General features: G+C 72.5%; 17 protein-coding genes and 1 tRNA gene. 10 read left to right on the top strand and 8 right to left on the bottom strand.

From position 1 onward, the window contains the following. The 3 genes from ACT1U9_RS20105 to ACT1U9_RS20095 form a co-directional block, all read right to left on the bottom strand. Positions 1 to 1,476, bottom strand: coding sequence for a glycoside hydrolase family 18 protein (locus tag ACT1U9_RS20105; protein WP_444534082.1), 1,476 nt, complete (start codon positions 1,474 to 1,476; stop codon positions 1 to 3). 354 nt (positions 1,477 to 1,830) lie between these two features. After that, positions 1,831 to 3,207 carry an ATP-binding protein gene (locus tag ACT1U9_RS20100; RefSeq protein ID WP_444534081.1) on the bottom strand — a complete coding sequence of 459 codons (1,377 nt, stop codon included), beginning with the start codon at positions 3,205 to 3,207 and terminating at the stop codon, positions 1,831 to 1,833. Then, positions 3,204 to 3,908, bottom strand: a complete 705-nt coding sequence (locus tag ACT1U9_RS20095; protein ID WP_444534080.1) for a response regulator transcription factor — start codon at positions 3,906 to 3,908, stop codon at positions 3,204 to 3,206. Before ACT1U9_RS20095 ends, ACT1U9_RS20100 begins: the two co-directional genes overlap by 4 nt. A 97-nt stretch (positions 3,909 to 4,005) precedes the next feature. On the opposite strand from ACT1U9_RS20095, the gene ACT1U9_RS20090 reads away from it, so the two are divergent. Continuing rightward, positions 4,006 to 4,536 carry a hypothetical protein gene (locus tag ACT1U9_RS20090; RefSeq protein ID WP_444534079.1) on the top strand — a complete coding sequence of 177 codons (531 nt, stop codon included), beginning with the start codon at positions 4,006 to 4,008 and terminating at the stop codon, positions 4,534 to 4,536. An 8-nt stretch (positions 4,537 to 4,544) separates the two neighbouring features. Here the strand turns inward: ACT1U9_RS20090 and ACT1U9_RS20085 are convergent, their stop codons facing one another. Together ACT1U9_RS20085 and ACT1U9_RS20080 are read right to left on the bottom strand one after the other, a co-directional pair. Next, positions 4,545 to 5,435, bottom strand: a complete 891-nt coding sequence (locus tag ACT1U9_RS20085; RefSeq protein ID WP_444534078.1) for a spermidine synthase — start codon at positions 5,433 to 5,435, stop codon at positions 4,545 to 4,547. A 135-nt stretch (positions 5,436 to 5,570) separates the two neighbouring features. Next, positions 5,571 to 6,035: a hypothetical protein gene (locus ACT1U9_RS20080; RefSeq protein ID WP_444534077.1), complete on the bottom strand. Its 465-nt coding sequence runs from the start codon at positions 6,033 to 6,035 to the stop codon at positions 5,571 to 5,573. A 230-nt stretch (positions 6,036 to 6,265) separates the two neighbouring features. Between ACT1U9_RS20080 and ACT1U9_RS20075 the strand changes: the two genes are divergently transcribed. Next, positions 6,266 to 7,687: a tetratricopeptide repeat protein gene (locus ACT1U9_RS20075; RefSeq protein ID WP_444534076.1), complete on the top strand. Its 1,422-nt coding sequence runs from the start codon at positions 6,266 to 6,268 to the stop codon at positions 7,685 to 7,687. A gap of 24 nt (positions 7,688 to 7,711) precedes the next feature. Here the strand turns inward: ACT1U9_RS20075 and ACT1U9_RS20070 are convergent, their stop codons facing one another. After that, complete coding sequence (locus ACT1U9_RS20070) at positions 7,712 to 8,317, bottom strand: histidine phosphatase family protein (protein WP_444534075.1); 606 nt, start codon at positions 8,315 to 8,317, stop codon at positions 7,712 to 7,714. A 193-nt stretch (positions 8,318 to 8,510) separates the two neighbouring features. Here ACT1U9_RS20070 and ACT1U9_RS20065 point away from each other — a divergent pair, with 193 nt between their 5' ends. The 7 genes from ACT1U9_RS20065 to ACT1U9_RS20035 all read left to right on the top strand — a co-directional run bounded on the left by ACT1U9_RS20065 (position 8,511) and on the right by ACT1U9_RS20035 (position 14,816). Beyond that, positions 8,511 to 9,392: a phosphatase PAP2 family protein gene (locus ACT1U9_RS20065; RefSeq protein WP_444534074.1), complete on the top strand. Its 882-nt coding sequence runs from the start codon at positions 8,511 to 8,513 to the stop codon at positions 9,390 to 9,392. Then, positions 9,313 to 10,479: a hypothetical protein gene (locus ACT1U9_RS20060; protein ID WP_444534073.1), complete on the top strand. Its 1,167-nt coding sequence runs from the start codon at positions 9,313 to 9,315 to the stop codon at positions 10,477 to 10,479. Before ACT1U9_RS20065 ends, ACT1U9_RS20060 begins: the two co-directional genes overlap by 80 nt. Further along, positions 10,470 to 12,056 carry a hypothetical protein gene (locus ACT1U9_RS20055; RefSeq protein WP_444534072.1) on the top strand — a complete coding sequence of 529 codons (1,587 nt, stop codon included), beginning with the start codon at positions 10,470 to 10,472 and terminating at the stop codon, positions 12,054 to 12,056. The genes ACT1U9_RS20060 and ACT1U9_RS20055 overlap by 10 nt, the downstream gene beginning before the upstream one ends. Continuing rightward, on the top strand, positions 12,053 to 13,396 hold the full coding sequence (locus tag ACT1U9_RS20050; protein WP_444534071.1) for an AAA domain-containing protein: 1,344 nt from the start codon (positions 12,053 to 12,055) through the stop codon (positions 13,394 to 13,396). Before ACT1U9_RS20055 ends, ACT1U9_RS20050 begins: the two co-directional genes overlap by 4 nt. Positions 13,397 to 13,521: 125 nt before the next feature. Further along, positions 13,522 to 13,863 (top strand): hypothetical protein, encoded by a 342-nt coding sequence (locus tag ACT1U9_RS20045; protein WP_444534070.1) that lies wholly within the window; start codon positions 13,522 to 13,524, stop codon positions 13,861 to 13,863. Positions 13,864 to 14,158: 295 nt separating this feature from the next. Continuing rightward, positions 14,159 to 14,752, top strand: coding sequence for a bifunctional DNA primase/polymerase (locus tag ACT1U9_RS20040; RefSeq protein WP_444534069.1), 594 nt, complete (start codon positions 14,159 to 14,161; stop codon positions 14,750 to 14,752). Beyond that, positions 14,743 to 14,816: transfer RNA gene (locus ACT1U9_RS20035), tRNA-Lys, on the top strand. The genes ACT1U9_RS20040 and ACT1U9_RS20035 overlap by 10 nt, the downstream gene beginning before the upstream one ends. A 73-nt stretch (positions 14,817 to 14,889) precedes the next feature. Here ACT1U9_RS20035 and ACT1U9_RS20030 read toward each other — a convergent pair. Continuing rightward, positions 14,890 to 16,155: a M6 family metalloprotease domain-containing protein gene (locus tag ACT1U9_RS20030; protein ID WP_444534068.1), complete on the bottom strand. Its 1,266-nt coding sequence runs from the start codon at positions 16,153 to 16,155 to the stop codon at positions 14,890 to 14,892. 330 nt (positions 16,156 to 16,485) lie between these two features. Here ACT1U9_RS20030 and ACT1U9_RS20025 point away from each other — a divergent pair, with 330 nt between their 5' ends. Further along, positions 16,486 to 18,435 (top strand): putative bifunctional diguanylate cyclase/phosphodiesterase, encoded by a 1,950-nt coding sequence (locus ACT1U9_RS20025; RefSeq protein WP_444534067.1) that lies wholly within the window; start codon positions 16,486 to 16,488, stop codon positions 18,433 to 18,435. A 113-nt stretch (positions 18,436 to 18,548) separates the two neighbouring features. Here the strand turns inward: ACT1U9_RS20025 and ACT1U9_RS20020 are convergent, their stop codons facing one another. Continuing rightward, the gene (locus tag ACT1U9_RS20020) at positions 18,549 to 20,261 is read right to left on the bottom strand and encodes a glycosyl hydrolase family 18 protein (RefSeq protein ID WP_444534066.1); all 1,713 of its coding nucleotides are present in this window, start codon (positions 20,259 to 20,261) and stop codon (positions 18,549 to 18,551) included. Between the last annotated feature and the right edge of the window lie 129 nt (positions 20,262 to 20,390).

Genomic DNA, 20,390 nt, shown 5'->3' with positions numbered 1-20,390 from the left:
TTACTTGAAGGCGCCGAACGCCTTCGTGAAGGCGAACGGGTCCTGGACGATCGACGAGCAGGTCGGGTCGGCGGAGTTCTTCGCGCCGCCCGCGCACTGCTTGTCGCGCGCCCCGGACCACATCGCGAGCCAGCCCAGACCCTTGGACTTGGCGAAGTCCACCAGCTTCGTGGCGTCGTCGACCTTGAACGTCTCCGTGCTGACGTCGTTGACGCCGATCATCGGCGTGACGGCGACGGCCTTCCAGGCGGCCGCGTCGGAGAGCCCGAGCACGCCCTTGATCTGGGCCTGGGTGGCGGTCGCGGCCTGGATGGCGTAGCCGCCCATGTCACCGCTGTACGAGGGCCCGTAGTCCATCGCCATGATGTTGACGGCGGAGACGGCGACACCGTTCTTCTTGGCGTCGGCGACCAGGTCGACACCGGGCTGCGTCAGGCCCTCGGGCATGACGGGCAGCGTGAACGACACATCAAGGCCCGGATGCGACTTCTGGAGCTGCGCGATGGCCTGCGCGCGGCGGGAGTTGGCGGCCGTGTCCGGCAGAGCGGCCCCCTCGATGTCGAAGTCGACCTTGGTGAGCTTGTACGTGTCGACGACCTTGCCGTACGCGGCCGCGAGGTCGGACGCGCTCTTGCAGACCAGACCCAGTTCGGAACCGGACGCGCCGCCGAACGAGACGCGGACGTCGCCGCCCTTGGCGCGCAGGGCGCCTATCTGCTTGGCGACGGCGTCGTTGCCGAGGTCGGTGACGCCGCCCCAGAGCGGGGTGCAGCTGCCGGCGGAGGTGATGAAGGCGAGGTTGAAGTCCTTCACGCCGGTCTTGGTGGCGGTGTCGACCAGGTCGTACGCGGGGTAGAGCGAGGTGTCGACGTACGGGGCGAAGCGGGCGGTGCCGGTGCCGGGCTGGGTGGGGGGCTGTGTGGGGGGCTGCGTCGTCCGGGTCGGGGTCGGGGTCGGCTTGGCCGTGGGCCTGGTGGTGGGCTGCGTAGTGGGGGTCGGCTGCGTCGTCGGGCGGCCGCTCGGCTCGGGGGTCGCGCCGGTGTCGACCGAGCACTTCTCCTGGTTGATGAGACAGCCGGTGGGGTCTCCGGCGGTGCCGGTGGCGGAGGTGACGAAGCCGACGGTGACGGATGCGCCGGGGGCGAGTCCGTTCTTGTCCCAGGCGGCGGGCTTCACGGTGACGTGCCGGCCCTTGACGGTCTGCGTGCCGTTCCAGAGGGAGGAGAGCTTCGTCCCGGCCGGGAGGTCGAACTCCAGGGTCCAGTCGGCGAGGGCCTTGCCGCTGTCGTTGGATATGACGTACTGGCCGGTGTAACCGCCGCCCCAGGCGCTGGTCTTGGTGTACGCGGCGCCTACGGAGGCGGCCTGGGCGGTACCGGTCAGCGCGAACGCTGCGCCGCCGATGACTGTCGCGGCGACGACCGCGCCGATCGCCTTCGTCTTGCCGGTCGCTCGGCGGCGGTGGGTGCGGGTCATGTTCGTGCGCCTGCCCTCTGGGGGTTGGGGGTGTCGTGGGGTGCGGGCAGCACGCTAGCTCGTTCGAAACGGGCGAATGGGGTGTGTGGGGCGGGCGTTGAGGATCTTAGGGTTCGCTTAAGGAACGCATGCGCGGGGCTTAATCCCCCACCCCGCCCCTTCCCGAAACCCTGCCGGAGGCTGACCGTTCGGCTGCGGACCGTGCTGGGCCGTTCGCGCAGTTCCCCGCGCCCCTAGGAGCGCCCTTCGGGCGCATTTAAGGGGCGCGGGGAACTGCGCGATCAGCCCCCACCGGCGGACAGACGAACTGACAGCCCCCGGCAGGGTTTCGGGAAGGGGTGGGGTGGGGCCACATCACGCCGGAGACGGGCGGCGTGGGCGGCGGCGGGCCCGGATGCGGGACGTCGGGGTGGGCCCACCTCGGCCGATCCAGACCCGGACCTCCGTGCCGCCCAGGACCGACCGGCCAAGACGGACGTCGCCGCCCGTAGACTCCGCGATGCGGCGGACGATGTCCAGGCCGAGGCCCGTCGAGCCGCCACCGCTGGAGCCCCGGGCCAGCGCCGCACCCGGGTCCGCGATACCCGGCCCCGCATCCGACACCAGCACGATCACCGCGTCGTCCGAGCTGTGGACATCGACCGAGAACGCCGTCCCCTCCGGCGTGTGCCGGAACACATTGCCCAGCATCGCATCGAGCGCCGCCGCGAGTTCGGGCCGCGCGACCGGGATGCGCAGCGGCCGGTCGACGCCCGCGAGCCGCACCTCCCGCCCCTCGTCCTCCGCCAGCGCCGACCAGAACGCCATCCGGTCCCGGATCACCTCGCACGCGTCGCACCCGGCGCCGACCCCGGTCGGCTGGGTCTGCGGCTTCGCCTCCCGTGCCGTACGGATGATCGTGTCCACCTCGCGCTCCAGCTGCTCGACGGCCGCCCGCGTCTGGTCGGCGGCCGGACCGTCCCCGAGGGAGGCCGCGTTGAGCCGCAGCACCGTGAGCGGGGTGCGCAGCCGGTGCGAGAGGTCGGCCGCCAACTCCCGCTCGTTGGCGAGGAGCTGGACCACCTGGTCGGCCATCGAGTTGAACGCGGCCGCAGCCGACCGCAGTTCCGCGGGCCCCTCCTCCGGCACCCGCGCGCCCAGCTTCCCCTCGCCCAGGTCGTGCGCCGCGCCCGCGAGCCGCTGGGCGGGCCTGACCATACGTACGCCCAACCGGTCCGCGACCGCGACCGAGCCGATGACCAGTGCGACGCCCACCCCGGCCAGGACCAGCCACGCGGTGGCGACGCCGTTGGTGACCTCGGCCTCGGGCACGTACACCTCGACGATGGCGATCTCGCCCGAGCTCAGCGCGGTCGGCTGGAGGAGGGTGGAGCCGCCGGGGACGCCGGAGATGTACGCGCGGACCACCTTGCGGGTGGCCTCCAGGTCCTTCTGGGCCGCCCGCCGCCGGCCGATGTCGACCGGCACGCTGCCCTTTACGTCGGGAAGTACGGGAATGTGCACGGCCATCCGGCCCGCCGCGCCCGCCTGGGTGGAGGCGACGGCCCGCTCCAGCGCGTCGCGGTCGGTGGTGATGGAGAGCGTCGGACCGATCGCGGCGGCCTGGCGTTCCGCGTTGGAGAACGCGCGGTCGCGGGCCATCTCCTTGATGACCAGGCCCAGCGGTACGGCGAAGGCCAGCACCACCATGACGGTGACCGCGAGCGCCACCTTGACCAGCGCCCATCTCATCGCGGCGGCTCCACCCTCGGTGGCTCCAGCTTCACCCCGACCCCGCGCAGGGTGTGCAGATAGCGGGGCTTGGCAGCGGTTTCACCCAGTTTGCGGCGCAGCCAGGACAGATGGACGTCGATGGTCTGGTCGTCGCCGTACGACTGCTGCCACACCTCGGCGAGCAGTTCCTTGCGCGGCACGACCACACCGGGCCGCCCGGCGAGGAACGCGAGCAGGTCGAACTCGCGCCGGGTCAGGTCGAGCCGCAGCCCGTCCAACTCGGCCTGGCGGCGCAGCGGGTCGACCCGGAGCCCGCCCACCCGGATGACCCGGTCCGGCGGCTCGGCCCCGGCGGCCGCGCGCGCCCTGCGCAGTACGGCCGTCATACGCGCGGACAGGTGCTCCACCGAGAACGGTTTGACCAGGTAGTCGTCCGCGCCGTCGTTGAGCAGCCGGACGATCTCCGTCTCGTCGTCCCGCGCGGTCGCGATGATCACCGGTACGTCGGTGATGCCGCGCAGCATCTTCAGCGCCTCGGCGCCGTCGAGATCGGGCAGTCCGAGGTCGAGGACGACCACGTCGAAGCGGAAATGCGCGACCTCGCGCAGCGCCTCAAGAGCCGTGCCGACGCTCCGTACCGTGTGGGACGCCTCGGTGAGGTGGCGGATCAGGGCGGAGCGGACGAACTGGTCGTCCTCGACCACGAGCACACTTGCCATGGGCGGCACCGTACGCCATCCGGAGTACGCCGGTCCCGGTCGGGACGGGAGGGGCGACGGGGGACACACATGGGGCGTGTGGTGCAGTATGGCCCCGATGCACAGAGGACTCGTTCACGTCTGCGCGTGGTCGCTCGCCACCGGGGCAGCGGTCACGCTCTCCTGGTGGGGCGTCCACACGGTGATGGCCGGAACGGCGTACGACCCACCGCGCGCGGTCCCGCTCACCGGCGACGGCCACACCGCGCAGGGGGCGGTGTTCCCGCTCCCGTCCTCGACGCAGCGGCCGAGGCAGAGCCCGTCGCCGTCGGATTCCCCGTCCGCGAAACCCCCGAAGACGCCGGGCGGCCACTCCCCCACCCCCACCAACTCACCTTCCCCGTCCGGTTCCTCCGGTTCATCCGGGAATGTGAAGGGCTACAACGTGGCGGGCGGGCGGGTCGTGTTCGACATCGGCAGTACGTCGGCGCAGCTGGTCACGGCGACGCCGGACACGGGGTGGCAGATGCAGGTGTGGCGGCAGCCGACGTGGATCCGGGTGACGTTCAGCAAGGGCGGCCGCGAGGTGTCGGTCTTCTGCACCTGGTACAACCACGCGCCGACGGTGGAGTTCGACGACCGAGGCTGACCTGCGAGTCATCTGAATACGGACGGCGGCGGTACGGGGGACGGCTTGGCGCTCGCGTCCGTGACGGCCGTTGCCCCGCCGGTGAAGTCGGCCAGCGCGCGGCCGTGTTCGACGCGTCCGGGGTGCGGGTCGCTCGCGATACGGCGGGTGAGTTCGGCAACCGGCAGCGGTACGTCCGAGGCGACCAGGACCGCGTTGCCGAACCGCTTGCCGCGCCACACCGTGGGGTCGGCGGCGAGCGCCAGCTCGGGGAAGATCCCGGCGGCCGTGGCTATCTGGCCGCGCAGATGCGCGAGCGGCGGGCCGTCGGCGAGGTTGGCCGCGTAGATCCCGCCCGGCCGCAGCACCCTGCGCACCTCGGCCAGGAACTCGGTGCTGGTCAGATGCGCGGGGGTGCGGGCGCCGCTGAACACATCGGCGACCACCAGGTCCGCCCAGCCGTCCGGAAGCTTGCCGAGCCCTTCGCGCGCGTCCAGTGCGCGTACGCGCACCCGGGCCTGCGGATCGAGCGGCAGCTCCCGGCGTACGAGCTGGACCAGCGCGGCGTCGACCTCGACTATCTGCTGGCTGGAGCGGGGGCGGGTGGCGGCGGTGTACCGGGCGAGGGTGAAGGCGCCACCGCCGAGGTGCAGCACGTTGAGGGGCCTGCCCGGCTCGGCGGCGAGGTCTATTACGTGCCCCAGCCGCCGCTGATATTCAAAGGTCAACCGGTCCGGCGCGTCCAGATCGACGTGCGACTGCGGGGCTCCGTCGAGCAGCAGCGTCCACCCGCGCGGCCGGTCCCGGTCGGGTATGAGCTCGGCGAGCCCCCCGTCGACAGGCTCGACAACAGCCTCGGGCGCAGCACCACGCCCCCGCCGCCCCTTACCCTCACTCTTCGCCCCACTTCGTGCCGCCATCCGCCCATTATCGACCGCACGTACGAGTGCCGCCGCCCAGCGCTGACACGGCCGGGCGACTAAGGGGCGCGGGGAACTGCGCGACCAGCCACGCACGATCCGCAGCCGCAATCAGACCACGCCAGGCCGCGCGCTCTAGCGCCCCGCCTCCGTGATGCCATCGGCGGCCTCGATGAGCCGAGCAGCCTCACCCAGGGCGACCCGCAACACGGCGGGATCGGTGACCGGAACGGCATCCACCGCATCCGGGGGAAGCAGCCACCCACTACCGGAGAGCGGCGGCTCGGCCACCACCCCCGGCACACGCAACCCTCGCCCGTTGGTCTCCGTACAAGCACTGCCCGGCACATCCCACGCGGCAGCGGTGCCGGGCGGCACCAGAAACCCCAGCGTGTCGCACGGCCCGTCGTGCAGAACGGGCCCCACCGCCGCCGGGGCAGCGGCACGCCGCAGGATGTCCACCGCCTCAAGCCCCTGCCGCGCAGGCACAGTCACCAGATCACAGGGTGACGCGCCGGCGGACGGCGGCGGCGAGCCGAGGTCCGGGGTGGGCCGGTGCCGAGCGGTCGTCGTGGTCGTACCGGTGCCATTGATGTCCATGCCGGCCTCCAACAAGGCAACCCCCACGTGGTTTTTGCGGGTTGGCGGTATCCGCATGGTTCAACGCGGCCCCGAGTCAACGGCTACGGCACAACGCCGCCGCAAAGGATGGCAGTTCATAGCAGATCGCGGGTGAGATATCCCTTTTGTAGCCAAACTGTGGATGTGCGGCGCGATGTTGCCGGTACGTTCTTGCTCCGCACCACACCGCCAAAGAGAGCTGTCGAGCCATGGCGACGTCAACGGATCCCAGTGCCGGACGGAACTCCGCGCGGAGCACCACCGCCAAGGGCCCGAACACCGCGTTCCGGGAGCTGCGCGGCCGGCGCTCGCCGGGCGAGTTCGCGGCGGCGGTGCGCAGGGCGGCGCGCGAGATCGGCGAGCAGGTCGCCTGCGACGCGCGCTACATCGGACGCGTGGAGGCCGGCGAGATCCGCTGCCCCAACTACGCGTACGAGCGCGTCTTCCGGCACATGTTCCCGGGTCTGTCCCTCACCGACATGGGGTTCTCGGCCCGCGAGACGGTACGGGGACGGGGGGCGCGCGGGGGCTGCGCCGCGCCCGTGGCGCACGCGACACCGCCGGAACACGACGACGGCACCATCGACATCGACGACCGTAACGACGAGGAGAGCGACGTGCTGCGTCGCGCATTCATGACAGGCGGATCCGCCACCGTGGCGGCCGTCTCCCTCGGGCTGATCCCCGAGACCCCCGTGGCCGCCGCACCCCTGGACTCCGTACGCGTACGGCGGGTCGGCGAGGCCGAGGTGAACGCGGTCGAGGACGCGGTCCGGCGGATCCGGCTGCTCGACGACCGGCACGGCGCGGACGGGCTCTACCGCCGGGCCGCGCAGCCGCTGCGCACCGCGTACGCCCTGCTCGACGCGGGCACCGCCCGGCAGTGCACCGCCGACCGCCTGCAAGCGGGCGCGGGCGAGCTCGCCATCTCGGTGGGCTGGCTCGCGCATGACTCGGGCCGCTACGAGGAGGCCCGCTCGCACTACGCGGAGGCGCTGGCCACCGCGCGGCTCGCCGGCGACCCGGCGCTGGAGGCGCACGCCTTCTGCAATATGTCGTTCCTGGCCAGGGACGCGGGACGGCCGCGCGAGGCGTTGCGGGCGGCGCAGGCGGGCAGCCGCGCGGCCCGTCAGCTCGGCTCGCCCCGGCTGCTCGCCCTGCTCGCGCTGCGGGAGGCGGGCGGCTGGGCGGGGCTCGGCGACCGGGGCGCCTGCGAGCAGTCGCTGAACCGGGCGCACGCGCTCTTCGCGCGCGGGGCGGCCGAGCGCGACCCGGAGTGGATGACGTTCTTCGTCGAGGCCGAGCTGGAGATGCTGGAGGCGCAGTGCTGGTCGGCGCTGGGCGACTGGTCGCGCGCGGCCGCCCACGCCCATCGCGCCGCCTGCGTCCAGGACCCGCACTTCACACGCAATCTGGCGCTGTACCGCGCCGAGCTCGCCGACGACCTCGCGCGCGCGGGCGCGCCCACCGAGTCGGCGGCGGCGGGCCATCAGGTCCTCGACCTCCTTACGGAGGTCCAGTCGACCCGTATCCAGGCGATGCTCGCCGACACGGCCCGCATCCTCGCCCCGCACGGGACCTGCCCGGAGGTGGCGGCGTTCCTGGAGCGTCGGGCCACCGTGACGGTCTGAGATCCGCGACCGTTGCCCTCTGCTTCAGTTCTCCAGGTGCCCCGTGTCGTTCCAGCGCTCGATCGCCGGGTCGCCGTACGCCCAGCCCAGGACCGAGAGGGACGTCGGGTCGAGCTTGATGCGGGCGGCGAAGCCGATCGGCTCGCCCAGCCAGCTGGCCGCGATCGACCGCAGGATGTGCCCGTGGGCGAAGACCAGTACGTCCCGGTCGGCCGAGCGCGCCCAGTCGACGACCTCGTCGGCCCGCGCCGACACCTGGGCCAGCGTCTCGCCGCCCTCGACGCCGTCGCGCCAGATGAACCAGTCGGGCCGGCCCGCCTTGATCTGCGGCGGGGTGAGCCCTTCGTACGCGCCGTAGTCGAACTCCATGAGCACGTCCCAGTCGGTGGCCCGGTCACCGAAACCGGCCAGCTCGCACGTCTCACGCGCGCGAAGCAGCGGGCTGGTGCGCACCTCGACGTCCTTCAGGCCGTCCCACGGCGAGCGGTGCAGCCGCTCGCCGAGCAGCTTCGCGCCCCTGCGGCCCTCTTCGAGCAGCGGGATGTCCGTCCTGCCGGTGTGCTTGCCGAGCAGCGACCATTCGGTCTGCCCGTGCCGGGCGAGCAGGATGCGCGGGGCGGCGGCTGCCATGTCAGGTCTCTCCCGGTGACGCGTGGAATCCGCCGAATGTTCGGCGGCGGTTCCCTTCCATCATCGCGCACCCTTCCGGCCATCCCTCGCGTCCTTCGGGGGTGGGTGCACGAACGCACCCACGTACACCGTACGGTTGAACACCTGTATCGGGCCCGACGGGTCCTGAAGACGAGATGGAGAGGGTCCGCAGATGCAGCACCCCGCGCCTCGGCCCCGCTGGTGGACCGAGCTGCCGCTCATCGCCATCGTCTATGCCGCCTACTCGGCGGGCCGCCTCCTGGTGAGCGGCAGCGAATCGCAGGCCGTGGACCACGGTCTGGAGATCCTGCGCATAGAGAAGTACCTGCACATCAACGCCGAGCACCCGCTCAACCGGCTCTTCACGCGCACCCCGTCGCTCGGCATACCCGCCGACTTCGCGTACGCGTCGCTGCACTACCTGGTGACGCCCGCGATCCTGGTGTGGATGTTCCGCCGCCGCCCGCTGCAGTACCGCGCCGCCCGCACCTGGCTGATGCTCTCCACCATGCTGGGCCTCATAGGCTTCTCGCTGCTGCCGACCGCCCCGCCGCGCCTGCTCGACGCCTCGCAGGGCTTCGTCGACACGATGGCGCACTACAGCTCGTACGGCTGGTGGGGCGGCGACGCGAGCGCGCCGCGCGGCATGGGCGGCATGACCAACCAGTACGCGGCGATGCCGAGCCTGCACGTGGGCTGGGCGCTGTGGTGCGGTGTGATGCTGTGGCGCTTCGGCGGCAACCGCTTCACCAAGGTGCTGGGCGTCGCGTACCCGGTGACCATCGCGTTCGTGGTGATGGGCACGGCCAACCACTATCTGCTCGACGCGGTCGCCGGTGTCTTCGTGATGGGTATAGGGCTGCTGCTCGCCGGGCCCGCGCTGCGGCTCGCGAACCGGATCCGGGCGCGGGTCGCTCCCGGCACATTCGGCGCACGCGCCCCGATTGTCAGTGCCGGATGCAAGACTTCCCCGGGTGAGCGAATCCCAGGGCAGCGCGCCTCCGACGACTCCACCGCGGGAGCGGACGACAGCCATCCGTCAGCGGCTCGCTGAGCTGCGCGGACCCACTGTCGTACCGCGCCCGCTGGACGCCCGCGCACTGGCGGCGCTCGCCGCCAACCCGGGCTGCCGCAGACGCGCGCTGCTCGACGGGGCGGGCGTCGACAAGGGGGCGCTCGCCGAGGCGCTGGGCTCGCCCTCGGCGGCCTTCGGCCAGTCCCAGTTCGCCATCGCGCGCGGCAACACCTTCGAGTCCCGGGTGAAGGCGGACGGCGGTACGGAGCTGCTGCGGCTGCTGTACGAGCACGCCGGCGCGGGCGGCGAACCGCCCAAGGACGCGGCCGTGCCGGACCTGTCGGCCGCCGGTCCCGAGGGCCGTGCGGCACGTACGGCCCTGGCCCTGCGCGAGGCGACGGCGTCCGGCGCGTGGACGCTCCTGGACCACCCGATGCTGGCCCTGAACGTGGCGGGTTCCCCGGCCTATCTGGAGCCGGACGCGGTGGTGGTGGCGCCCGACGGCCGCTGGACGGTCGTCGAGATCAAGTCCTTCCCGATGATCGACGCGGCGGCCGACCCCGCCAAGGTGGGGGCTGCGGCCCGCCAGGCGGCCGTCTACGCGCTCGCGCTCGAACGCGTGGCGGCGCTCACCGAGGGCGCCGAAGTGGCCCACTCGGTGCTGCTGGTCTGCCCGAAGGACTTCTCCAACCTGCCGACGGCCTCCCTCGTCGACGTCCGCAAACAGCTCTCCGTCACCCGCCGCCAGCTGGCCCGGCTCACCCGGATCGAGGAGATCGCCGACACCCTGGAACCGGGCGCGAGCTTCGCCCCCGACCGTCCGGCGGCGGAGCTGACGCGGACGGTCGAGTCGGTCCCGGCGGCGTACGCGCCGGAGTGCCTGTCCGCGTGCGAGCTGGCCTTCCACTGCCGGGAGCGGGCCCGTGCGGCGGACACGGTGACCGCGCTCGGCCGGGGCCTGCGGGCCGAGCTGGGCGGTCTGACGACGATCGGCGAGGTCCTGTCCGCCGCGCGCGCGGCCTCCGGTGACCCCGACGACCCGACGGTCGCGGCCCTGCGCCGGGCGGCGACCCTGCGCGCGCAGGCGCTGGAAGGCGCGGCAGTGGGAGGCGCCGGATGTCGCTGATCACCACCCTGGCCCGCCTTGAGGCCGCCGAGGCCGGGCGGGCCGTGCCGCTGGCCACCGTGCGCCACCGGCATCTGTCCGAGCGCCCGCTGGTGCTCGTGCCGCTGACCACTTCCGGTGAGGCGGGCGCGCCGCTCGGTGCGCTCGTCGGGACCGACCGCGAGGCGCCCCGGCTGCTCGTGGTACCGCAGCCGCGCGACCGCGAGCTGCGGTTCGCGTTCCTCGCCGAGCTCGCCGACGCCGTACTGCCGCATCTGGACACGTACGCGGACGACGTCGAGCTCGTCGAGCGCAACGAGACGGACGCCGAGAGCGGCAAGAAGACCAAGGTCGAGGTCGAGCTGTGCGCGGACGCGCCGCAGCTGGTCGTGCCGGGACGGGCCGCCATCGACTTCGTACGGCTGCTCGGCCGGTCCATGCGTTTTCGCCGCACCGCCGAGCAGGACCCCGACACCCCGCACCCCGCCCCGCCGCACGTCCCGCTGCTCGGCCGCTGGCTCACGCACTACGGGGAGCGCGCCCGCGTCCCCGGCTCCGCGCTGCTGCTCGCCACGACCGACCTGCTCGGGCGGCACTGGGCGACCGGCCAGTCCAGCCTGGAGGACCAGCATCTGGCGGCCCTGCTCGCCTGGATCGACCCGCCCGAGAGCGCTTCGGGCGCGGAGGCGGCGCTCCGCGCGGAGCTGGCCCGGGACCGGGACGGCCAGCTGCTCTGCCCGCCCGCGGGACCCGCCACCGACCCGGCGTTCGACAACAAGCTGCTCGCCCCCGCGATCGACCGCTACGACCGGGCCCGCCAGGCGCTGTACGCGGCGCAGGACGGCGAGGCGGCCGACGACAGACTCGGCGATCTGCGCCGGGCCGAGCAGGAGATCCGCCGTCTGGTCGCGGACCAGCTGCGCCCCACCTGGGAGTCGGTGTGGCACGCCCTGGACCTGCTGCGGGAGCTTCCCGAGGCACCGCGCGCGGTGGACCGCTGGACCCGCGACCGCTGGTCGTTCACCGCGCACCGCGACCGCGTACGGGCGGGCGAGCCGCCGCAGCCGCGCCGCGACGACGCCGTGACGGCAGCCGCCAAGCTCGCCTCCCGGGAGACCGCGCAGGCCCAGCTGGAGGCGCAGGAGGCGCTGGACGACCCGCTGGTGATGGCCGGGCGCAGGCTCGCCGGGGAGGCGTTCGCGGGCGAGGTCACCGAGGTGGTGATGGCCTGGTCGGAGTCGAAGCGGCCGAGCCCGCGCCCGCTGGTGACCGTGCGCACCGACGACGCCCCGCACCTGGCCGAGCGCGCGAAGGTGTTCCGCTCGCTGGAGGGCAGGCCGCAGTCGGCGGAGTTCGTGGGGTACGAGGCGGACGGCGCCCTCGTCCTGCGGCTGCTCGACAAGATGGGCCGCGGCAAGGACCCGGCGCCCGGCTCGGTGCCGGAGAAGGGCGAGCCGGTGTGCTGGACGCTCTTCGAGCACGACCAGCGCGGCGGCCCGAAGCTGCCGGACCCGGAGGCCACCCCGTGGACCCACGGCGGCCCGCCCGGCACGGACGCGGAACACCCCGATCCCCTCACCCCGGAGGACCTGCTGTGACCCGCCCCGACAGCGGCTTCGACCCGGCAGCGGCGGCGGCCGAGGCCACCGGGAGGATCCTCGACCACACGCTGAACGGCGACGCGCGCGGTGTCGTCGTGGACTCGCCGCCGGGCGCCGGAAAGTCGACGCTCGTGGTGCGCGCCGCGCTCGAACTGGCTGCCGCAGGGCGCCCGTTGATGGTCGTGGCACAGACCAACGCCCAGGTCGACGACCTCGTCCTGCGGCTCGCCGAGAAGGAGCCGGACCTCCCGGTCGGCCGGCTGCACAGCAGCGACTCCGACCCGTACGACAAGGCCCTGGACGACCTCGCCAACGTACGTAAATCGGCGAAGGCCGGTGATCTGGCGGGGCTCGACGTGGTGATCTCGACGGCCGCGAAGTGGGCGCACGTCAAGGACGTCGAACCGTGGGCGCACGCGATCGTGGACGAGGCGTACCAGATGCGCTCGGACGCACTGCTGGCCGTGGCCGGGCTGTTCGAGCGGGCGCTGTTCGTGGGCGACCCGGGCCAGCTGGACCCGTTCGCGATCGCCGACTCCGAGCAGTGGGCGGGGCTTTCGTACGACCCGTCGGCGAGCGCGGTCACCACGCTGCTCGCCCACAACCCCACGCTGCCGCAGCACCGGCTGCCGGTCTCCTGGCGGCTGCCCGCGTCGGCGGCGCCGCTGGTCTCGGACGCGTTCTACCCGTACACACCGTTCCGCAGCGGTACGGACCACGGCGACCGGCGGCTCGCCTTCGGCGTCGCCTCGGACGGCTCGGCGCCGGACCGCGCCCTGGACGAGGCGGCCGAGTCGGGCTGGGCCCTGCTCGAACTACCGGCCCGCCACACCCCGCGCACCGACCCCGAGGCGGTACGGGCGGTGGCCCAGGTCGTCCGCCGACTGCTCGACCGGGGCGGCGCGGCGACCAGCGAGCGCTCCCCCGACCCGGTGCCGCTGACCGCCGGGCGCATCGCGGTCGGCACGGCCCACCGCGACCAGGCGGCGGCGGTACGGGCGGCGCTCGCGGAGCTGGGCGTCACCGGGGTCGCGGTGGACACGGCGAACCGGCTCCAGGGCCGCGAGTTCGACGTGACGGTCGTGCTGCACCCGCTGTCGGGGCGCCCCGACGCGACGGCCTTCCACCTGGAGACGGGCCGCCTGTGCGTCCTGGCCTCCCGCCACCGGCACGCCTGCATCGTGGTCTGCCGCGCGGGCGTCGCCGACCTGCTCGACGAGCACCCCTCGGCCGAACCGGTCCAGCTGGGCGTCACCGTGAAGTTCCCGGACGGCTGGGAAGCGAACCACGCGGTGCTCACGCATCTCTCCGAGCACCGGGTGGCGTACCGGCCGTAGCGCGATGGGCGGGGGCGCGCGGTGGGGCGCGCGGGGGCGGGGCAGGCCCACTTGCGGGGCGCGGGACAATGGAGGGTGGCCCGGGGCGAACACCGGGCTGTTGAACTGTGGCAGGAGGAGACCTGATGGCGGAGCCCGAGCGGAAGGAGCAGCGGCTGAGGCCGGCGCCGTTGCTGTTCGAGCCTGCCGAGGCCGCCGCCGACCCGGAGCACTTCTTCGACCTGGAGTCGATCGAGGACCCGCGCGAGCTGCTGTCCCGCTCGACGGAGCTGGCCCTCGCGTTCCGCGCGGCGGCGGACCGGGCCGTCGAGTACCAGGCGATCGCGGCCGCGCAACTGGGCGACCCGCGTCGTTTTGACCGCCTCACGGCCGCCGACATCGCCGACCGGGCGCAGTGGACCGAGGACTACGCGAAGAAGATGGTCGAGTTCGGACGGGATCTGCTGCGGGGGACCGAGGCGAAGTAGCGGGCCGAAGGCCGGGCGGGACGGCGGGGCGGGCGCAGGGCGGCAGACCGGGCGGGACGGCGGGCGCGGGCCGCAGGCGCGCGAGCCGGGGGCGGAGCCGGGCCGCAGGCGAGGGCGCGGGCCCGGGGCCGCGCGCCTGCGGATGCCCCAGCCAGCCCCCGTAACCCCAGGTCACACGCCTCGCTCACACGCCCTCGGCATATGCGGCGCGCACCATACGCCCTCCCGCCCCGCCCTGTCCCGGTTTCCGGCAACTACTGGAACAGAACGTCCGGCATCGGTAGATCTAGGTCACATGAGCATCTTGGAGTGCGACGAGACCCCGGTCGCCGACGACGCCGCCGGCGAGGTGACCCCCGAGGGCGCGGCCTGGCTCGTCTCGGCCGCCACGCATCCGCGCAGCACCCTCGCGCTGTGGGAGGCGCGGCCGACCGCCCCGCTCGTGCTGCCCTGCGGCTCGGCGTTCGACGTGGTCAGCGCGCCCTCGGTGTTCGGGCGGCGGATGCTCGACCGGCTGTGGTCCCAGGGCGCGGGCTCCGGCCCGGTCGCCCAGCACCGGGGCCGCCTGCTGCTCTTCGCCGCCCCCGGCACCGCCCACCGCCTGCCGTCCCTGCTCGACTGGGAGGAGTGGGCCGCCGTGCCGCCGCTGCTCTGCCACGGCACCGGGGACGCGGTCACCGTCCCCGCGCTGGTGCGCTCCGGGCACCCCGAGGCGGCCCGCTGGGTGGTCGCCCCGAACACCCGCAAGCCGTGGCTGCCGGGCCCCGACATCCTGCTCTGGGCCTGCGTACGAGCGGCCCGGGACGCCTCCGCGGGCGGGCGCCGCTTATCGATTTTTCCTCCCGGCGATCAGGATGCTAAGGTCTACGACGTCAGCAGGCGCCGCTAGCTCAGTTGGTTAGAGCAGCTGACTCTTAATCAGCGGGTCCGGGGTTCGAGTCCCTGGCGGCGCACAGACAGAAGAAGCCCTTCGCGCAAGCGGAGGGCTTCTTCGTTTTCCCGTACGGAACACCCCAGCGGCACCCCTCACGGAGTGACCCGCACGGTCCACCCCCCCGACCGCGTCCGCCCCGCCACCTCGATCTTGATCTTCTCGCCCGGCACCGTGTACGTCTCCCCCACGCCCAGCGGCGCGTCCGCCAGCGCCGGATAGACCGAGCGCTCCCAGCACGCCCCCGTGTCCGGATGCGTGTCCAGGACCTCGACGGGGCCGCTGCCGGACGCGGACTCGCTGCGTACGCGGTAGATCAGCACCCCTTCCGTGCAGGTCGACCGGTCGTTGCCGGTCGCGTCCCGGACCTCGATGGCGAGCGCGCTGTCCGCCGACGTACGCACCACCGCGAGCCGCACACCCTCCCGGCCGACGGCCTCGGGCGGTGCGGAGAGCGGGGCCAGCGTCAAGGTGGTGCCGCGCGCGGGCACGCACGCCACCTGCCGCCGGTCCAGCCACCCCAGCTTCCACTTCTGCCAGCCGAACAGATCCGGCGCCATCCCGAACTGGCTGCCCATCACGTCCCAGTCGCCCACGTACGTGTCCCAGTCGCCCTTGCCGTCGACGGGCCGGTGGTAGAGGTCCGGCAGGTCGAAGACGTGCCCGGTCTCGTGGGCCAGGACGTTGCGGTCCGGCGGGTGCTGTTCGAAGACCGTGACGACCCGCTTGATGTCCGTCCCGTCGACGCGTAGCGGCTGGTCGAAGTTGACGACCTTCGTGGCGTCCGAGTCGACGCCCGGCGCGTACGGGTCGGCGACCAGGTAGACGATGTCGTACGCGGAGAAGTCCACCGTCGGATCGGCGGCGCTGATCGCGTCGCGCAGATACTCGGTGCGCTTGTCCGGGTCCCAGTCGCGCTGTATGCGGTACGCGGTGGACGCCTTCGGCATCTTCACCCAGTTCGGCTGCGGATGGGCGGCGAGCTTGAACTTGCCGTACGAGGCCCGGGCGAAGAAGTCGCTGGTCGCCGGGAAGTAGTCGCTCGCCAGCTCGCTGGGCGAGGTGGTGGGCGCCGAGTCCGGGAAGGACAGGAAGATCATCACCGCGTTGAGGGTGTGGACCGGGCGCGGATAGGCGTCGTTCCAGGTGTCGACGCCGAGCGAGTGGTGGGCCGCGGTGCGGGCCAGCGCGCAGGGCATCGCCGACCCGGCGGCCACGGCGGGGCCCGCCACGAGGGTGGTGGCGGCAACCGCCGTGAGGGAGGTGAGCGCGGCGGCGGCACTGCGCAGCCGGACGCGCTCCACTCCCCCGGGTGTCAGCTGACGCTCCACGTCGACCTCCGGGTACGGAATGCGGGACACCTCACCCACCTTGTGGGGGTTTGAGGGATTACGCCCTGTTCCGCTGCCCCAGTCGGGTGAGGAGCCCGACACCTGCCCGACACCCCGATGCCTCACGGAAAGTCACAATCGGTCACACGGGAATCGCCGCTGGCCAGACCCATGCAGAAACGATCGGTCTCGACTCCCGGGTGCGCATGATCACGGCATTGGAGCTGGATCGGCTGCTGCGCCTGCCTCTATGATCGGCACACTTTCCTGCGTGGATTCAGCCCCGGGCGGCTGTCCTCCACCCGGTCGACGGCCCCGACCACATCTCTGTACGACTCGAATGCACAGCGGGAGCGAGCGGTGAGCGGAACCCCCGAAGGACCGGGATCAGCCCCCGGGACGATCCGGCCGCCGGTCACAGAGCGTCATCCGGAGACCTTCGAGCGGCCCTCCGGCCGCCCGCCCGAACGTCACGCGGTCGGCCGCACCACCGCCGAGCTGCGCGACCGTACGACGGCGGAGCCGCACGACCTCACCACGGCCGACCTGCACGACCACCTCACGACGGAGGTGCGCGACTTCAGCGCGGCCGAGCCGCAGGACTACCGCGCCGCCTTCAACGCGGCGCATCTCGCGATGGCCGTGGTCGACCGGGAGGGCACGGTCGTCGCCGCCAACGACGCGCTGGCCGCGCTGCTCGCCGCCGAGCCCGCCGAGCTGTGCGGGCAGGCCGCAGCCGACCTCGTCGACCTCGCCGCCGACGCCCGTACCTGGCACATCTACCGCGAGGTGCTCAGCGGCAGCCACTCCCGGTTCCGCTGCACCCGCCGCCTCAAGCACCCCGACGGGCACTCCCTTTGGGCCGAGGTGACGGTGGCGCCCGTGCCGGACAGCACCTGCGTGCTGCTCTCGATCACCGACATCAGCGACCGACGCGAGCTCCAGGCCCGGCTGCGCCACCTCCAGATGCACGACCCGGTGACCCGGCTGCCCAACCGCACGCTGTTCTTCGAGCGGCTCGCGGGCGCGCTTGAGGCCTCGACGTACGGGCGCGGCGGCACCGGCCGGATCGGCATCTGCTACCTGGACCTCGACGGCTTCAAGGCCGTCAACGACACCCTCGGCCACCGCATCGGCGACCGCCTCCTCTCCGCCGTCGCCGCGCGCCTGACCCACTGCGCCGACCAGAGCGGATACGCGCGCAGCGGCGGGCACCTGGTGGCGCGCCTGGGCGGCGACGAGTTCGCGGTCCTGGTCGAGGACTCGACGGGCACCGAGCAGCTGGCGGACCTGGCGAAGTCCGTACTGGCCGCGCTCCAGCAGCCGTTCGACCTGGCCGGGCAGCGCCTGTCGGTCTCGGCGTCGATCGGCGTGGTGGAGCGGGTGGTCGCCGGGACGACCGCGACGGGCCTGATGCAGGACGCCGACACCACGCTGTACTGGGCCAAGGCCGACGGCAAGGCCCGCTGGACGCTCTTCGACCCGGAGCGCAACGCCCACCGCATGACCCGCCAGGCGCTCTCCTCCACGCTGCGCCCGGCCGTGGACCGGGGCGAGTTCGGACTCCAGTACCAGCCGCTCGTCGGCATGGCCGACGGGGTCGTACAAGGTGTGGAAGCACTAGTGCGATGGAACCATCCGCAGTTCGGCACACTTGCGCCGAATCGGTTCATCGGAATTGCGGAAGAGGACGGCTCCATCGTCCAGCTCGGCCGCTGGGTGCTGCGCACGGCCTGCCGGCAGGCGCGGCGCTGGCAGATCGACCACCCGGGCGTGCCGCCGATCTTCGTGAGCGTCAACGTCGCCGTACGCCAGGTCTGGGACTCCGACCTGGTGGCGGACGTCGCCGAGATCCTGGCGGAGACGGGCCTGGCCCCGCATCTGCTCCAGCTGGAGCTCACCGAGTCGGCGGTCATGGGCTCGGCGGGCCGCCCGCTCCAGGCGCTCCAGGCGCTCTCCGACATGGGCGTACGGATCGCGATCGACGACTTCGGCACCGGGTACTCCAACCTCGCCTACCTCAGCCGTCTCCCCGTCTCCGTACTGAAGCTCGACGGATCGTTCGTGCGGGGCTTCCAGTACGACGAGGGGGGCGCGCACCCCAACCCGGCCGACGAGACGATCGTCGAGGCGATGGTCCAGCTCGCCCACCGCCTCGGCCTCACGGTGACGGCGGAGTGCGTCGAGACGGCCCACCAGGCGGAGCGCCTGCGCCGCATCGGCTGCGACACGGGCCAGGGCTGGCTGTACTCCCGCGCGATCGCCCCGGAACATATCGCGGTGATGCTGGCGGCGGGCTGCCGGGCGTAGGAAGCCACGGCAGGACGCAAAGAAGCCGCCCCACCCCCGGCACGGGGTGAGGCGGCTTCCCCCTTGGGGGGCCTTGGTCGGGTCAACAGGCCCTCAGGTGGCCCCAGTTCGGATCAGCAGGCGCCCAGGTCCTGCCACACACCCCAGTCGCCGGTGGTGCCGGGCTCGTCGCCCTGCGTCCACCACTTGGCCTTCCAGTTGTGGCCGTTGTGCGAGACCTGCGTCCCGCCGGTGTAGACCCCGGCCTTGTCCCAGGCCGTCGCCGTGCACCCGCTCGTGGGCGGCGTGGTCGGCGGGGTGGTCGGGGGCGTCGTCGGCGGGGTGGTCGGCGGCGTGGTGGGCGGGGTCGTCGGGTCCGGGGTGGACGACGGGGACGAACCGACCGCCGTCACGATCTGGTTGAGCAGCGTGGTCTGGTCGTCGAGCCCGAGCAGCGAGTACATCATCGCGCCCGCGAGCCCCCGGCTGTGCGCGTAGTCCGCCCGCGCCTGGATGGACTTCTGGTTCAGGCCGGTGAAGAACTCGCCGTCCTTGTAGAAGTACGACGCCTTCGCCTGGTCGTCCCAGAACGTCGTCGCCGGGTTGTCGACGATACCGCCGAGCTCCTTGTAGTGCGCGATACCGGGCTGCTGGCTCAGCGGACGCGCGGCCGAGGGGCCGGTCGCCGTCTGGGCGAGGCCGTTGGCGCTGCCCGCCGGGACGCCCTTCCAGCCCCGGTAGTAGAACTCGTACCCCAGCGTCAGCTTGTCGGCGGGGAAGCCGCCCGCGATGCCGTACGCGGCGTTCCCGTCCAGCCAGGAGTCGACCGCGTTGGCGATCGAGTACTTCTGGGTGCCCGGCTTGATGACGTCGGTGGGGTCGTTGGCGCCCGAGTAGAGCGGCGACTGGTGGTACGTCGGCCCGTTGCCGTTCCAGGCGCCGTGCATGTCGTACGTCATGATGTTGGCGTAGTCGAGGTACTGCCCGACCCTGTCGGTCTCGATGTTCTTGATCTTGTCCTGGCCGGCCGGCATCGCCGCCGTCAGCAGGTACTTCTTGCCGCCGTGCGCGGCCCCGTACTCGTCCAGCTGCTTGCGGAACTCGGCGAGCAGCAGCGTGTAGTTCTGCTTGTCCTCGGCCGCGTAGTGGTTGCCGAGGTGGCCGTCGGGCGAGCCGGGGTACTCCCAGTCGATGTCGATGCCGTCGAAGATCCCGGCGGCGGTCCCGGGGCCGCCGAAGCCCTGGTCGGCGGGCAGGTCGCCCTGGATGTACTGCTTGATGCAGGAGGCCACCAGCTTCTTGCGGCTGGCGTCCGTCTTGGCCGCGTCCGAGAAGTACTTGGAGTAACTCCAGCCGCCGATCGAGATGTTGATCTTCAGCTTGGGGTACTTGGCCTTGAGTTCCTTGAACTGGTTGAAGACGCCGACGATCGGCTGGTTCCAGGTGTCGGCGACCCCGCTGACGCTGTCGGCGGCGCTGAAGGACTTCTGGTAGTCGGCGTACGAGTCGCCCGCGCCGTCACCGGCGCTCGCGTTGCTGTCGTCGCCCGCCGCCTTGTTGGCCTCGAAACAGGTGAGGTCGGTGGGGTGGATGTTGCCGAACGAGTAGTTGATGACGTCCAGCTTGCCCGCGATGCCACGGGTGTCGAGCTGCTTGGGGTAGAAGGCGTTCCCGTACACGCTCCACTGGTCGTAGTACGCGATCTTCACGCCACCGGTGGAGGCCGCGACGGTCTGGGCGTCCGAGGCGGAGGCGGCGGCCGGGCCGAGGCCCGCGAACGCGGCCAGGGCACCGGCGGCGAGCGTCGCGGTGGTGAGGGCTGCGGCTAGAGGTCTGCGGACGGACACGGACGGGCCTCCGAGGGGGGTGAGCGGAACGGCGGTTGGAGAAGTGATAGCGATCACGACCGGGACACGTCAATGGTCTGAACCAAATTGAGGACTAGACCAATTTGAACGCGAAACCGCTCGTCAGGG

The sequence above is a fragment of the Streptomyces sp. BR1 genome (assembly GCF_052373795.1).
Classification (GTDB): domain Bacteria; phylum Actinomycetota; class Actinomycetes; order Streptomycetales; family Streptomycetaceae; genus Streptomyces.
The sequence above is the reverse complement of the archived record's forward strand: the minus strand, read 5'-3'. Positions and strand labels throughout refer to the sequence as shown.

What these genes read in the sequence shown, in the direction of transcription:
- ACT1U9_RS20105 (WP_444534082.1), bottom strand. Translation starts at nt 1,476, where the DNA reads ATGACCCGCACCCACCGCCGCCGAGCGACCGGCAAGACGAAGGCGATC.
- ACT1U9_RS20100 (WP_444534081.1), bottom strand. Translation starts at nt 3,207, where the DNA reads ATGAGATGGGCGCTGGTCAAGGTGGCGCTCGCGGTCACCGTCATGGTG.
- ACT1U9_RS20095 (WP_444534080.1), bottom strand. Translation starts at nt 3,908, where the DNA reads ATGGCAAGTGTGCTCGTGGTCGAGGACGACCAGTTCGTCCGCTCCGCC.
- ACT1U9_RS20090 (WP_444534079.1), top strand. Translation starts at nt 4,006, where the DNA reads ATGCACAGAGGACTCGTTCACGTCTGCGCGTGGTCGCTCGCCACCGGG.
- ACT1U9_RS20085 (WP_444534078.1), bottom strand. Translation starts at nt 5,435, where the DNA reads ATGGCGGCACGAAGTGGGGCGAAGAGTGAGGGTAAGGGGCGGCGGGGG.
- ACT1U9_RS20080 (WP_444534077.1), bottom strand. Translation starts at nt 6,035, where the DNA reads ATGGACATCAATGGCACCGGTACGACCACGACGACCGCTCGGCACCGG.
- ACT1U9_RS20075 (WP_444534076.1), top strand. Translation starts at nt 6,266, where the DNA reads ATGGCGACGTCAACGGATCCCAGTGCCGGACGGAACTCCGCGCGGAGC.
- ACT1U9_RS20070 (WP_444534075.1), bottom strand. Translation starts at nt 8,317, where the DNA reads ATGGCAGCCGCCGCCCCGCGCATCCTGCTCGCCCGGCACGGGCAGACC.
- ACT1U9_RS20065 (WP_444534074.1), top strand. Translation starts at nt 8,511, where the DNA reads ATGCAGCACCCCGCGCCTCGGCCCCGCTGGTGGACCGAGCTGCCGCTC.
- ACT1U9_RS20055 (WP_444534072.1), top strand. Translation starts at nt 10,470, where the DNA reads ATGTCGCTGATCACCACCCTGGCCCGCCTTGAGGCCGCCGAGGCCGGG.
- ACT1U9_RS20045 (WP_444534070.1), top strand. Translation starts at nt 13,522, where the DNA reads ATGGCGGAGCCCGAGCGGAAGGAGCAGCGGCTGAGGCCGGCGCCGTTG.
- ACT1U9_RS20040 (WP_444534069.1), top strand. Translation starts at nt 14,159, where the DNA reads ATGAGCATCTTGGAGTGCGACGAGACCCCGGTCGCCGACGACGCCGCC.